Below are 13,029 nucleotides of genomic sequence, written 5' to 3'. Positions count from 1 at the left end.
GTTAGAGAACAGATTTCAGTGGGGTTACCAACTGATACAAGTGCCAACTTCCTGCTGTTGCATCAGCTTCAATAAATCTTCCGGCTGTTGCCAGCCTGCGACGATGATCGGTCGTCGCAATGCCGCGGCCGTTTCCAGCGCCGCGTCGAGTTTCACTTTCATCCCGCCTTTGATCACACCACTATCAACCAGCGCCTGCGCTTGCGTACTATTCAGTGATTTAATCAGCTGGCCATTGCCATCGAGAATGCCCGGTACGTCTGTCAGCAACACCAGTGTGCCCTGCACTAACTGACAGATTGCTGCAGCAGCAATATCGGCGTTCACGTTCAGCAAGTGGCCGTCATCGCTTAAGCCAATAGAGCTGAACACTGGCACAAAGCCATTTTGGATCAACGTGTTGACCAAGGTACCGTCGTTCGCTCTGGCAATACCGACCGCGCCTAGTTTGGTATTCACATCAAATTTCAGGCTCTGACCGGCGGCGAGTGTCAGCCCTACCGCGTTTAATCCGGCGAGTTGCGCCCGCGCGACCATCAAGCCATTCACCGCACCGGCTAAAGCGCCGGTGATCACCGGCATTTGCTCTGGCGGTGAGACACGCTGACCATCAATCTTTTGCGTGTCAAAACCAAAAGTCGCCAGCCAGCTGTCGACCTGAGCGCCGCCGCCATGCACCAGTACCAACGGATATTCAGCGGCTAAGCCTTTAATCACGGTTAATAAGCTATCCAGCGCCTGCATATCTTCCAGCAACCGGCCGCCCATCTTCAGCACTAATGGTGACTTATTCATGACAGACACCGCCGCCAAGTAAACCTGCCGTTTCCGGCTTGCCGAATTTGACGTTGGCCGCTTGCATCGCTTGCGCTGCGGCGCCTTTGAGTAAGTTGTCGAGCGCCGACACCACAACAACCTGCTCACCGTCGATTTGCCAGAAAATATCGCAATACGGCGTCCCGGCCACATCCGCCACATTCGGTGACGTGCTTAATAACCGCACCAGCGGTTTACCGCTGTATGCCTGTTCAAAAGCGGCTTTGACCTGCTCAGCAGTAACACCGGTTTTTAACGTCACCACGCTGGTCGACAGAATGCCGCGTTTAAAATTGCCAAGGTGCGGCGTGAACACCACTTTGCGGCCCAAATTCTGTTCAATTTCCGGTCTATGTCTGTGCTTAAAAAAGCCATAAGCATTGAGGCCAACTTCACAGAACGACGTACTTAATGCCGCTTTGCGACCGGCCCCTGACACACCGCTGGTGGCGCTGATCACCGGAATATTGTCATCGGTCAGCAGGCCCGCTTTCACTAAAGGCAGCAGTGCCAAAGATGCCGCCGTGACATAACAGCCCGGTACTGAAATCAGTTGCGGCAACGGCTGGTCCAGCCATTCCATCAGTGAATACACCGCTTCGTTGATCAGTTCAGGATGCTGGTGCGCGTAACCATAATATTTTGGATATAAATCAGGGTCTTTCAGCCGGAATGCACCGGACAAATCCACCACTACAATGCCGGCAGCCATCAGTTTTGGCGCCACTTCTTCACTGGCTTCATGCGGCAGCGCTAAAAAGGCGACATCGACTTTGCCGCGGATTTTTTCAATCTCAGCGTCTGTCCAAGGCTCAACCAGCAGATCCAGCTGGCCTTTATGCCGTGGATACAAGGAAGAAAAAGACTCTGGCTGTCGCCCGGCAGAAGCGTAGGCGTGGCAGAGTGCAAAGTGAGGGTTACGCGCCAATAACACACAGAGTTCGGCACCGCTATAACCGGCGGCGCCTAACACTGCGCTGCGAATCACTGAACTGGTGGCAGATTGTGATGACATCTTGTGGTCAGTCTCCAAATGCTAAATAAAAAATGGCCACACCAAAAACTGCGGCCAGTGTATCGGGGCCTTCATGCACTTTCAAGAATTATTATGCTGTTTTTGTGAATTATTATATTATTCAAATTCACTTTCAGCCGCTGCATAAAGATGCAACGCGCGCCAATGCAGACAAAGCAAGGCCCGGCACGCCATGGCAGCTATTGTCGCAGAGTACAGACTGCATGAATATGAAAATTTAGCAGACGGCAAAGCGGCTGCCAGCCGGGCCCGTTACAGACCCGGATTGTCGAGCGCGCTGAAACCGGCCAGATGGTCAGTTTCGCGCTTTGGTATCAACCGCAGCGCATCGGCTAAGGTAGGGTAAAAAGATAACAAGCCGTCAATAGGCCGGACTTTGGCTTTGGCCAGCGTTTTCAAAACCTGGAATTGCAAATCAACCAGCATCACGTGGCATTGATGCTGTGACGTCGACGTCAGAAACTTATCAAAAGCAGCAAGCCCACCGGCATCGAGCAGCGTGACACCATCCATCAGGATCACCACCTGTTGCTGCTCTTTGCATAGCAGCGCCAGTTCAGCAAAAACCCGATCTGCCGCGGCAAAAAACAACGGCCCGCTGATGCGAAATACCTTATGCCGTGGTGCCAGTTTTTCACTGACCAGTTTTGGATTTTCAGTCACATCCGACACTTTGGTCATTTCGGCGACTTCACGCACAAACAACAAGGCTGCGATGATGATGCCGCAACTGATGGCGATCACCATGTCAAATAACACGGTAAAGGAGAAACAAACGGCAAACACCAACACGTCGCTGCGTGGCGCGGTATTAATCAGATGCAGAGCTTTGGGGGCTTCACTCATGTTCCAGGCGACCACCAGCAACAAGGCCGCCATGCCGGCTAGTGGCAGGTAACTCAGCACCGGCGCTAAAGCAAACAGTGCCAACAACACGACACCGGCATGGACCATGCCGGAGACCGGTGAGACAGCGCCTGCCCGCACATTCGCCGCTGACCGGGCCAATGCCGCCGTGGCCGTCATACCACCAAAAAATGGCGCGACGATATTCCCGATGCCCTGCCCCAGCAGTTCGCTATTGGCACTGTGACGCCGGCCTGTCATGCCATCCAGCACCATGGCACAGAGCAGCGATTCAATCGCCCCTAGCATCGCCATAGCAAATGCAGCCGTTAATAGATCTTTGACCAGCTCAGAACTCCACTTGAGCGGCAGCCCGTCCGCCCCCGGTAATAACCAGGGCCATTGCAGGCTTGGCAACATATCTGGAATGCCGGCAGCCACAGAGCCGTCGGCTGCGGTGTAATGAAAACGACTACCGATGGTTTCGACCGGGTAACCAAAATGATTTAACACCAGCGCCAATAAAGTGGCAGTGATCACGGCCGGCAAATGCGGCGGAACACGGCTGCCGAGTTTTGGCCATAACAGCATCAGCCAAAGCGTAACGGCAGCAACCAGCATGGCCGGCCAATGGGCAGTGTCTGCCGCTTTCAGCAGCACCTGCAGCTTCTCCAGATAATGTTCCGGCATCGTTTCAACACTGAGGCCAAATAAATCGCGCAGCTGCAACGTCGCAATCACCACGGCGATGCCGGCGGTAAAACCTAAGGTGACTGCTTCAGGAATATATTGGATGAACCGGCCAAGCCGCAGTACCGCCATCGCCACCAGAATGCCGCCAGACAGCATAGTGGCGAGCAATAAACCGCCCAGCCCATACTTTTGCACGACCGGATATAAAATAACGATAAAAGCCGCAGTCGGGCCGGAGATGCTGTAGCGCGAACCGCCACAGAGCGGGATCAGAAAACCGGCAATGATCGCCGTATACAAACCATATTGCGGCGGCACACCACAGGCGATGGCCAGCGCCATTGCCAGCGGGATGGCAATAATGCCGACGCTGATACCGGCCAGGATGTCTTTACCGAGCTCAGAAAAACCATACCCTTCAGCCGCTGCTTCACGCAGCGCATGAAAAATCCGCAAAGAAAATAAATGAGCACGGTGCGACATCAGACAGCCTCACAACCTCAAAACTCTATTGTAGGGATAAAATCAGGGTGCCAGAAATTTGTTTTGGATTTTTTGCAGGATTTTCCAGCGGTTAGGGTCGAGTAATAAAGCCCAGATACTGAGTTCGAACAGAGTTTTTAACGTCTGTTTAATGACACGTTGATGCTCGTAAATCCAGGGTTTGCTTTCGCCGTAGAAGGACGGGTCCATGGTATAAATCACATATTCCATTGCCTGCAAACAGGCAATCAATGAAGAAATTGCCAGCAGCAATGCCATCAGGTAAACCTGCGGAACTTGCTCCCTGCCATTACTACGAAACAGTTTCAGCAAATAACGGTCATTGTGGTAATGCACGATACAAAACGCCATCAACAGGTCAATTAACGCCGAACACAGTTAATACACCAGGGCTGTATCGATATTTTTCAGGAAGTATGAAATGGGCAGTTGCAGCAGCTTGATCACTAAGATCAGCAACAGCAGCGGCATGATGTGCCGGCGATGCAGGGAAAACAGGAAAATCAGCGCAAGCGATGCAAATGAAATTTGACTGACAAGCTCGGGCATCCGCTGAAAGTACAGAGAAGCCGCCATTAATACTAAACAAATAGCAAAGGCGGCTAGATTTTGAAATTTAACTGGTTGTTGTGCCACGACATCCTTTGAACAACAGAAATTAGTTTTTGATCCAGATTGGACCGTCACCGTCGCCGATGTGTAATGCGCTGACAACGCCATCGTTCGATTTCAGTGAAATACCGCCGCTGACTTGCGCCAGTTCAGCTGAATTTAACTCGACCAGCTCTGCTGATTGTTCTTGTTTAGATACTGGAAACAGAGCTGCGAACAGTTTTGATTTTGCATTGAATTTCATGATGAGTAAATCCCTTAATTGTAAAGATTATTTGGTTTGGATTCTAAGTACCCTGACCCGGATCATGCTGATCCAGCGAGCGCTCATTGAAATTGCAAAGTCAATGCCAGCTGCTGATCCGCCAAAATAAATTATATTTTCATTATGATTATCAATCACTTAAACCAATGCAGTGCGAAGTGACACTACTAATCCGCCTGTGTCAGCTACAGATCCGACCTCAAGCGGCGATATTTTTCCGCCGCAGCAGTCGCCGTTTGCCGCCTGTTGCCGCCTGATAACTGTCAAGATTTTGTCACAACGTCTGGACGCTGCGGCAAAATGCCACATGCCACAATAGGCAAAGAGCGGATATAGTCAGTCCTGACTCAGTACAGCGTGCATTGGACCGTGACTTTTATCGGGCGACTGCGTAGTCTGAACCTGTCAGTTTTTTGCAACGGGCGCTTAGCGCCCGCTTTTTTTGAGAGCGCTTTATGCTGCAGGATCCGCTCAGCCCTGAGTTAAAATCTCATAGTCAAATCAAACAATTACAGAAATTCCGTTGGGGCTTGGTTGGCACGGCCTATTTAGCTGCTCTGGCTGCCTGGATCTTTGACTATCCAATCAGCAGCTGGCCGTTAATGCTGCTGCTATTGTCGTTGTACGGTTGCACCAACCTGTCTTTGGTGTGGCTGCCCGGTGCGGCACAACACCCGCAGCGTATTTTTGCACTGGCGATCCTGTACGATCTGAGCTTATTTACTCTGATGCTGGCTTTGTCCGGTGGTGCCGGTAACGGCCTGATTGCCTTGTTGTTATTACCGGTTGCAGTCAGTGCCGTGTTGTTACCGCGTCGCATCGCATTGCTGACCGCGACGCTGGCAGTCACTTGTTATCTGCTACTGGCGATCTTGTTGCCACTAAGTCAGGTGGATCCGAATACAGGCCAACTGATTTATGACCCACATGCCGCCCACCACAGTCACCAGGTTTTTATCGATGGCGCAGATCAAAGCCAGGCAATGCCTGAACAATTCAGTTCTCATTTATGGCAAATGGCTTGGGCTTTTGCGTTGTCGGCGTTTTTTATTGCCGCTTTTGGCAGTGCGCAGGCCCGACTGGTGCGGCAAAAGAGCCGCGAGTTGTACCAGTTGCAACAACAGCAATATCAACAGGAACAGATGCTCGCCGTCGCAACTTATGCAGCAAACGCAGCCCATGATCTGGCAACCCCGCTGCAAAATCTAACTTTACTGACCGACGAATTGAGTGACAGCCCGCCGGATCCCACGCTGCTGGCGGACCTGCGCGGAGAAGTGCGCCGCTGTCAGCATATTGTCCAGCAACTACGGCAAAATGCGCTGCAACTTCGCCAACCGCAAAGCCGGGAAGCACTTTGTCTGGTGGCGCAGCGGGCATTAAAATTATGGCTGGTGAGCCGGCCCGAGATTAGCCTGACGCTGGAAGAACAGATTGACCACACTGAGAATCCGATCGCTGATGCGCTGGCCTGGTCCGCCGCCCTGTTTAACATTCTGGACAATGCGGCGGACGCCAGTCTGGCACAGCAGCAACCGCGGCTCGATGTCAGGCTAAGCCAGTGCCAGCAGCATTTTAGTCTGCAAATCAGAGATTTTGGCCAGGGACTACCGGCAGAGCAGCTGGCCACTTTGGGCAAAACACCTTATGACAGTACTGAAGGCCTCGGCCTTGGCCAATTTTTGGCAAACAGCACCATTGAACGTTGTGGCGGTCAGGTGTTACGGCGCCGGGCTGACGGTGTTGGCCTCATCACCGAAATCCGTTACCCGGCCAAGGATATCTGATGAAACTGACCTTGTTAGATGATGACGAGATCCTGTTGCGCACTCTGCAGCGTCGTTTCACTGCTGCGGGCCATCAGGTTCAGACATTTACCACACCACCAGAGCTGCCAGAACTGCTTGCGACAGCAGCTGACGTCTGGCTGATCGATTTGCGTTTTGGCGACACCTCCGGCCTCAACTACATAGCCCCACTGCGTGCAGCGCTGCCCGACTGCCGCATTTTGTTGCTAACGGGTTTTGCCAGCATTGCGACCGCTGTGCAAGCGGTAAAACTTGGCGCCGACGACTATCTGACAAAGCCGGTTGATTTTGCGGTGTTGTTGCAGGCACTGACCGACGAACATACACAGCCCGTGGCAGACGAACAACATTGTGCTGACCATGAGACTTTATTATCCGCAGATCAAATGGAATGGGAACATATTCAGCGGGTGCTGGCACAGCAGGATGGCAATATCAGTCAAACAGCCCGTTTACTGGGTATGCACCGGCGCACCTTACAGCGCAAGCTGCTGAAACACAGACCCGGCTAAGCTGCCGGGTCCTTTTTATACATGATCAGAAACGTTGTCAGGCGCGCGGATTGGCCCAGGCCGCGGCTTGTGCCTGACTGTGTCGTGCCGCCTTGGCCGCAGCAATTTGCTGACGGGCCAGGATCGCGAGATCCGCATGGATCCCCCCGGAAGTGACCTGACGACCGGCGCCCGGCCCTTTTAGCACCAGCGGATTGGCCTGATACCAGTCACTTTCAATGACAAACACATTGTCGCAGGCCTGGATCGCCGCTAGCGGATGATCAGGCGCGACCGTCAGCAGTTCAACCCGGGCTTTTGGACCTTGTGGTGTCACCGTAAGCGTCGCGACGTAACGCAGCACTTTGCCGGCCGCTTGCGCGCTGGCATATGTATCGGCCAGGCTGTTGTCGAGCTCTGCCCGACGCGCCCAGAATTCATCCCAGCTCAGCGTATCCAAACCAGCCGGCAGTAACGGGGTTAATGCGATGTCGCTGATATCCAGGCTGAGCCCCAGTTCACGCGCCAACACCAGCAATTTGCGTTGTACGTCTTTGCCGGACAGATCATCACGCGGATCCGGCTCGGTCAGACCTTCTGCCTGCGCCTGCAGCACAAACTCGGAGAACTGCGCACTGCCGTCGTATTTGCACAATAACCAGGACAAAGTGCCGGAGAAGATACCGCTGATCTGCTGGATCTGATCCCCGGAGCTTTGCAGTTCCTGTAGCAAGCGCTGCACCGGTAAACCAGCGCCACAAGTGGTATTGGCCTGCCAGCTGACTTGCTGTTCTGCGACAGCGGCGATGATCTGCTGATACTGCGGTAATGGCAGCGTGACGCCTTGTTTATTGGCGCTGATTAAATGGCAGCCGGTGCGGACAATATCGACGTAATCTTCAGCAAAGCTGCGGCTTGGCGTGATATCGACCAAGACTTTCGGATCCGGCAGACCTGCCAGATAATCCAGCAGATCCTGCTTTTGGTAAGGCGCTGCAGTGGCTAACGTCTGCTGCCAGTCTGCAACATCGATCTGGTCGCTAAATACCGCCTGACGCGAATTAAACAACCCGGCGAGACGTAATTCAATTTGACCGGCATACGCTTGTTGTTGTTTGGCTAACAGGCTGAGGAATTCAGAACCAACATTGCCGGTTCCTGCCACCACAATATTCAGCCGCACTGTGGTTGGCAGTAACAGCTGGTGGAGTTCCGTCAGTTCGTTGGCAGTCAGCGCCGGACTAAACAGCCACAGCGCCAGTTCATCATCCTGAAAACTATGCACAGGTTGCTGGCGCTCCAGCCAATGCACGGCCTGCAGCGGCAGCTGACGTTGTTGCCGTGCCGCTGGTTTCAACCAGGCAACGGCATAGAATTGTTCAGAGCTGACGCGCGGATAAATCTGTTGCTGTCCGAGGAATTGCAGCAACAGCTCCAGGTTCTTCTGCGCCACCAGCCATTGTTTACCTGCGGTTGCCGGCGCGGCAAATACCGGAAACTGCAGGGCTGCGGCCGCTTGTTGCGGACTGACTTTACAATGCGCCGGCAATGTCAGCAGCACCGCTTCGGCCAAATCTGTGACAAATTGCACTTCAATGGCGCTCTGGCGGCTGACACGACAACCCGGTTGGTCCGGCTCATAACTGCTGCGTACAATCAGCTCCGCTGGGTGCTGCGCCAGTGGATTCAACGTTTTGGCATGCAGCACCGGATTGCCGAGTTCTGCCAACCGGATCGCCAGCGGCCACGGCACCTGGCGATAAGCGCGGGCTGACGGCACTTTACGTGGATCTGCGCTGTAAATCGCATCGACATCAGTCCAAATATGTACTGCATCGGCTTTGATCAGCGCGCCGACTATCGTCGCAGAATAGTCACTGCCGTTGCGACCCAACGTGATGCTGTTGTGTTGCGTATCACGGGCAATAAAACCAGTAACGACATTAAATCCGTTTTGCTTTAGCGGTGCCAATAACGCAGCTGATTGTTGCCACAGCACTTGTGCATCACCCAAAGGCTGCAGTTCGAGGCGTAAAAAATCATGCGCATCAATGGCTTGCGCTACTTTTTTCCGTTCAGTCAGTACAGCACTTAACAGCAGCGTTGACAATTTTTCGCCGGTCGCCAGTACTTCATTGTGCTGACCCGCCTGTACCAACGCCGGCAACTGCGCCAGCCAGTTATTCAGCGTATTCAGCGCCTGCGGTGCGGTTTGCGCAGTTAAGGTCCGATTGACCAGCAAGCGTAATTGCGCCGACAGTTGCTGCCATTGGCTATCAAAACTGACCGCATCTGCGGCTGCAGCGATCAGATCCAGCAAATGGTCGGTGGTATCGCCCGGCGCCGACACGACGACCCAGGCACTTTGTTGCGGTTGCTGCAGCAGAATGTCTGCAACTGCATGAAAACGTTCGGCGGTCGCCAGGCTGCTGCCACCGAATTTGTGCACGATGACCTTGTCGGCCTCTGCGGAAAGTTGTTGTACTGCCATGTTCATTACCAAAATGCGGCCAGGGCTGGATTCAGCCGGAAATGTTGTTCGTTTTGTACAGGAGCTGGTTTGACTTCGCTCGGCGCAGTGTCATGACCTGCTGCAGCGTTGCCACCATCTGCCCGGATTGCCGCAGCAACGGCGGCAAATGCCTGCTCCAGATCGGCCAGCAAATCGCGTGGATCTTCAATCCCGACCGACAAGCGGATTAACGTCGGGCCTATCCCCGCTGTTTTTTGCGCGGCGGCGTCCATCGACGCATGTGTCATAGTGCCGGGATGGCAAATGAGGCTTTCAATACCACCTAACGATTGCGCCAGAGTAAAGCACTCTAATGCTTCGAAAAATACACCGAGGTATTTGGCATCTGCCGCCAGATCAAAGCTGATCATCGCGCCAAAACCATGTTGTTGCGCTTTGGCAATGGCATGGCCCGGATGATCTTTTAAGCCCGGATAATAAATCTTGCCGGCCAGTGGTTGCTGTTGCAGGTAGTCCACCACCAATGCGGCGTTTTCCTGATGCGCTTTAATCCGCGGTAACAAAGTGCGAATGCCGCGAAGTGTCAGGTGTGAGTCAAAAGCGCCGGCCGTGACGCCGAGGCAATTGGCCCACCATTTCAGTTCATCCCCCAGTGCGGCGTCTTTGACGATCAAAGCGCCACCGACAATATCGCTGTGGCCATTCAAATATTTGGTGGTGGAATGCAGGACCAGATCGGCGCCGAGCGCGATCGGGTTTTGCAGTGCCGGTGATAAAAAGGTGTTGTCGACCAATACCAGGGCCTGCAGCGTTTTCGCCAGCTCGCAGACAGCACGCACATCAGTGATTTGCAGCAACGGATTGCTGGGCGTTTCCAGCCAAATCAGTTTCGGTGCTGCGGCGCTGACCAGTTCTGCCCAGTTGTCTTGCTGAAAATTGACAATGACCAGCTTAAAGGCGCGTTTTTTATTGGCCAAATTGGTGAATAAACGGTAGCTGCCGCCGTAACAATCATGCGGGATAACCAGGGTATCGTCTGGCGTCAGCACCTGCAGCGCCAGCACACAGGCCGACATACCGGTATTGGTCACCAGGGCTTTGGCACCGCCTTCGAGCTGACACAAAGCATCACCGAGCAGATCGCGGGTTGGATTGTTCGAGCGCGAATAATCATATTTTCCCGGCTGTTTAAACGCCGGCAATTCGTAAGTAGAGGTCAGATACATCGGCGGCGTCACCGCACCGTAAGCGGGATCCTGCGCGATACCCGCGCGGGCTGCAACTGTGGCGGAGCGACGTGTGGACATATCAACCTCATACTTTTAGATGTTTAGACGGCTAAAAGTATACAGCGCCAAAAAAGGATGTCAAAACATTTAGACGTCTATCATGATTATTTCTTGCGCAGCGTTTGTTTATGCGCGTATAAAGAGATAAAATTTCGGGCCAAAACGCACAACAAATAATTAAATCAAGGTACAACTATGGCAAAGTGGAATGGTGAATACGTTCACCCCTATGCAGAACACGGCAAGAAATCAGAACAGGTGAAGAAAATCACCGTCTCCATCCCCCTGAATGTATTAAAAGTTTTAACTGATGAGCGCACCCGTCGCCAGGTCAACAACTTACGCCACGCCACCAACAGCGAATTATTATGCGAAGCTTTTTTGCATGCATTTACCGGCCAGCCACTACCTGCCGATGAAGATTTACGCAAAGACAACCCGCATCAAATCCCGATCGAAGTTCGTAATATCCTGACCAGTATGGGTAAACCTATTCCGGATATTCAGGAAGCAGAATCAGACGAAGAATAAAGACCGACGCAACCGAAAAATTAACAACGACAGGTTGCAGCAAGAGTCGATAATAAATTCAAACAACAGACATAAAAAAACCGCGGCTCGCCGCGGTTTTTCTTTTTATTGCAGTGGAAAAATCAGCTTTCCATATAGTGTTTTGGCATTGGAATGCGCGCAACCCCTGAAGCGACAGCGGCATCCGCCACCGCTTTGGCCACACGCGGCAACAGGCGTGGGTCCATTGGTTTTGGAATGATGTATTCAGCGCCAAATTCAAGCTTTGCGACCTGCGCTGCCTGTAACACTTCGGCAGGCACCGGCTCTTTAGCTATAGCGCGGATCGCATGCACAGCGGCAATCTTCATCTCATCGTTAATGACGCTGGCGCGCACGTCTAATGCACCGCGGAAGATAAACGGGAAGCACAACACGTTGTTGACCTGGTTCGGATAATCCGAGCGGCCGGTGGCCATAATCAGGTCTTTGCGCTCGGCATGCGCCAGCTCTGGTTTGATTTCCGGATCCGGGTTCGAGCAGGCGAAAATCACCGGATTCGCCGCCATCAGCTTCAGCGCTTGTGGTGGCAATGCGTCCGGACCAGACACACCGATAAACACATCGGCGCCATCCAATGCGTCTTCCAGCGTCCGTTTGTCGGTGTTATTGGCAAACAGTGTTTTGTATTTGTTCAGATCTTCACGGCGGGTATGGATCACGCCTTTGGTGTCCAACATGTAAATATATTCACGTTTGGCGCCGCATTTGATCAGCAGCTCCATACAAGCAATAGCGGCAGCGCCGGCGCCCATACAGACGATAGTGACTTTACGGATATCTTTGCCTTGAATTTCCAGCGCATTTAACAGACCCGCCGCGGTGACAATGGCAGTGCCATGTTGGTCGTCATGGAATACCGGAATATTGCAGCGTTTGATCAGCTCTTTTTCAATCTCAAAGCATTCCGGCGATTTGATATCTTCGAGGTTAATGCCACCAAAAGTGTCGGCGATATTGGCCACTGTATTGATGAAGTCTTCAGTGGTGCGATGGGTCACTTCAATGTCAATTGAATCCAGATTGGCAAACCGTTTAAACAACAAAGCTTTGCCTTCCATCACAGGTTTAGACGCCATAGGCCCCAAATTGCCAAGGCCTAAAATCGCGGTGCCGTTGGTGATCACGGCCACCAGATTGCCTTTACCTGTGTACTTGTAAACATTATCGATGTCTTCGGCGATTTCACGTACCGGTTCAGCGACACCCGGGCTGTAAGCCAGCGCCAAGTCTTTGACCGTCTCGGCCGGTTTAGTAATTTGAATGCCGATCTTGCCCGGTGTAGGTTTGGCATGATAATCGAGCGCTGCTTTCCTGAAGTCTGACATGGTAAGAGTCCTGAGGCTTAGCCCTGTGGGCTTTATGTTATTTGCCAATACTTTTGCGAGGGTAAGCGCAAAAGGCGGCCCATTGTAAAGAGCCTGACGCGGCATGCCTATTGACTTCACGCTGGTTGTACCTCTGTCCAGAGTCAGCCGGTGAACACAATAGTTGCCTTTTTACGTGGAGGAGCGGCGGAAAATGTCTGTGCACTTTTTGGCCATCAAGCTTGTTATATCAACTTTTGGCCGTGGTGCCAAGCGCCAAAACCACAGGAGGTATGACCAGTGAGCGGAATTTGCTTAA

Annotated in this window: 12 protein-coding genes; 3 read left to right on the top strand and 9 right to left on the bottom strand. The window is 52.8% G+C overall.

From position 1 onward, the window contains the following. Nucleotides 1-24: 24 nt before the first annotated feature. The 6 genes from argB to ACQ66Q_RS12665 all read right to left on the bottom strand — a co-directional run bounded on the left by argB (nt 25) and on the right by ACQ66Q_RS12665 (nt 4,751). Entirely contained in the window at nt 25-795 is a 771-nt protein-coding gene (argB, locus tag ACQ66Q_RS12690; RefSeq protein WP_430457144.1) for an acetylglutamate kinase, read from the bottom strand. Continuing rightward, nucleotides 788-1,831 (bottom strand): N-acetyl-gamma-glutamyl-phosphate reductase, encoded by a 1,044-nt coding sequence (gene argC, locus ACQ66Q_RS12685; protein ID WP_430457143.1) that lies wholly within the window; start codon nt 1,829-1,831, stop codon nt 788-790. Before argC ends, argB begins: the two co-directional genes overlap by 8 nt. A gap of 273 nt (nt 1,832-2,104) precedes the next feature. After that, nucleotides 2,105-3,874 (bottom strand): C4-dicarboxylic acid transporter DauA, encoded by a 1,770-nt coding sequence (gene dauA, locus ACQ66Q_RS12680; RefSeq protein ID WP_430457142.1) that lies wholly within the window; start codon nt 3,872-3,874, stop codon nt 2,105-2,107. 42 nt (nt 3,875-3,916) lie between these two features. Beyond that, nucleotides 3,917-4,246: a hypothetical protein gene (locus ACQ66Q_RS12675; RefSeq protein WP_430457141.1), complete on the bottom strand. Its 330-nt coding sequence runs from the start codon at nt 4,244-4,246 to the stop codon at nt 3,917-3,919. A gap of 27 nt (nt 4,247-4,273) precedes the next feature. Further along, nucleotides 4,274-4,531 carry a hypothetical protein gene (locus ACQ66Q_RS12670; protein ID WP_430457140.1) on the bottom strand — a complete coding sequence of 86 codons (258 nt, stop codon included), beginning with the start codon at nt 4,529-4,531 and terminating at the stop codon, nt 4,274-4,276. Between the two features lie 22 nt (nt 4,532-4,553). Further along, nucleotides 4,554-4,751 carry a hypothetical protein gene (locus ACQ66Q_RS12665; protein ID WP_430457139.1) on the bottom strand — a complete coding sequence of 66 codons (198 nt, stop codon included), beginning with the start codon at nt 4,749-4,751 and terminating at the stop codon, nt 4,554-4,556. A gap of 476 nt (nt 4,752-5,227) precedes the next feature. Here ACQ66Q_RS12665 and ACQ66Q_RS12660 point away from each other — a divergent pair, with 476 nt between their 5' ends. Then, a complete protein-coding gene (locus ACQ66Q_RS12660) occupies nt 5,228-6,559 on the top strand; it encodes a sensor histidine kinase (RefSeq protein ID WP_430457138.1) in 1,332 nt (443 codons plus the stop codon). Continuing rightward, complete coding sequence (locus tag ACQ66Q_RS12655) at nt 6,559-7,092, top strand: response regulator transcription factor (protein WP_430457137.1); 534 nt, start codon at nt 6,559-6,561, stop codon at nt 7,090-7,092. Before ACQ66Q_RS12660 ends, ACQ66Q_RS12655 begins: the two co-directional genes overlap by 1 nt. A gap of 37 nt (nt 7,093-7,129) precedes the next feature. Here the strand turns inward: ACQ66Q_RS12655 and metL are convergent, their stop codons facing one another. Then, entirely contained in the window at nt 7,130-9,562 is a 2,433-nt protein-coding gene (gene metL / locus ACQ66Q_RS12650; protein WP_430457136.1) for a bifunctional aspartate kinase/homoserine dehydrogenase II, read from the bottom strand. Nucleotides 9,563-9,567: 5 nt separating this feature from the next. Beyond that, nucleotides 9,568-10,851 (bottom strand): cystathionine gamma-synthase, encoded by a 1,284-nt coding sequence (metB, locus tag ACQ66Q_RS12645; RefSeq protein WP_430457135.1) that lies wholly within the window; start codon nt 10,849-10,851, stop codon nt 9,568-9,570. Nucleotides 10,852-11,028: 177 nt separating this feature from the next. Between metB and metJ the strand changes: the two genes are divergently transcribed. Continuing rightward, nucleotides 11,029-11,364, top strand: a complete 336-nt coding sequence (gene metJ, locus ACQ66Q_RS12640; protein WP_031567174.1) for a met regulon transcriptional regulator MetJ — start codon at nt 11,029-11,031, stop codon at nt 11,362-11,364. A 122-nt stretch (nt 11,365-11,486) separates the two neighbouring features. Here the strand turns inward: metJ and ACQ66Q_RS12635 are convergent, their stop codons facing one another. Next, entirely contained in the window at nt 11,487-12,731 is a 1,245-nt protein-coding gene (locus ACQ66Q_RS12635) for a malic enzyme-like NAD(P)-binding protein (RefSeq protein WP_430457134.1), read from the bottom strand. Between the last annotated feature and the right edge of the window lie 298 nt (nt 12,732-13,029).

This window comes from Rheinheimera sp. (genome assembly GCF_965283995.1).
Lineage (GTDB): Bacteria > Pseudomonadota > Gammaproteobacteria > Enterobacterales > Alteromonadaceae > Pararheinheimera.
Note: the sequence above shows the minus strand (reverse complement) of the source record. Positions and strands in the feature narration are given on the sequence as shown.

Excerpts from the sequence above, each read along its gene's own strand:
- ACQ66Q_RS12635 (WP_430457134.1), bottom strand. The coding sequence starts at position 12,731 with ATGTCAGACTTCAGGAAAGCAGCGCTCGATTATCATGCCAAACCTACA.
- metJ (WP_031567174.1), top strand. The coding sequence starts at position 11,029 with ATGGCAAAGTGGAATGGTGAATACGTTCACCCCTATGCAGAACACGGC.
- dauA (WP_430457142.1), bottom strand. The coding sequence starts at position 3,874 with ATGTCGCACCGTGCTCATTTATTTTCTTTGCGGATTTTTCATGCGCTG.
- ACQ66Q_RS12665 (WP_430457139.1), bottom strand. The coding sequence starts at position 4,751 with ATGAAATTCAATGCAAAATCAAAACTGTTCGCAGCTCTGTTTCCAGTA.
- argC (WP_430457143.1), bottom strand. The coding sequence starts at position 1,831 with ATGTCATCACAATCTGCCACCAGTTCAGTGATTCGCAGCGCAGTGTTA.
- metB (WP_430457135.1), bottom strand. The coding sequence starts at position 10,851 with ATGTCCACACGTCGCTCCGCCACAGTTGCAGCCCGCGCGGGTATCGCG.
- ACQ66Q_RS12660 (WP_430457138.1), top strand. The coding sequence starts at position 5,228 with ATGCTGCAGGATCCGCTCAGCCCTGAGTTAAAATCTCATAGTCAAATC.
- ACQ66Q_RS12655 (WP_430457137.1), top strand. The coding sequence starts at position 6,559 with ATGAAACTGACCTTGTTAGATGATGACGAGATCCTGTTGCGCACTCTG.
- metL (WP_430457136.1), bottom strand. The coding sequence starts at position 9,562 with ATGGCAGTACAACAACTTTCCGCAGAGGCCGACAAGGTCATCGTGCAC.
- argB (WP_430457144.1), bottom strand. The coding sequence starts at position 795 with ATGAATAAGTCACCATTAGTGCTGAAGATGGGCGGCCGGTTGCTGGAA.
- ACQ66Q_RS12675 (WP_430457141.1), bottom strand. The coding sequence starts at position 4,246 with ATGGCGTTTTGTATCGTGCATTACCACAATGACCGTTATTTGCTGAAA.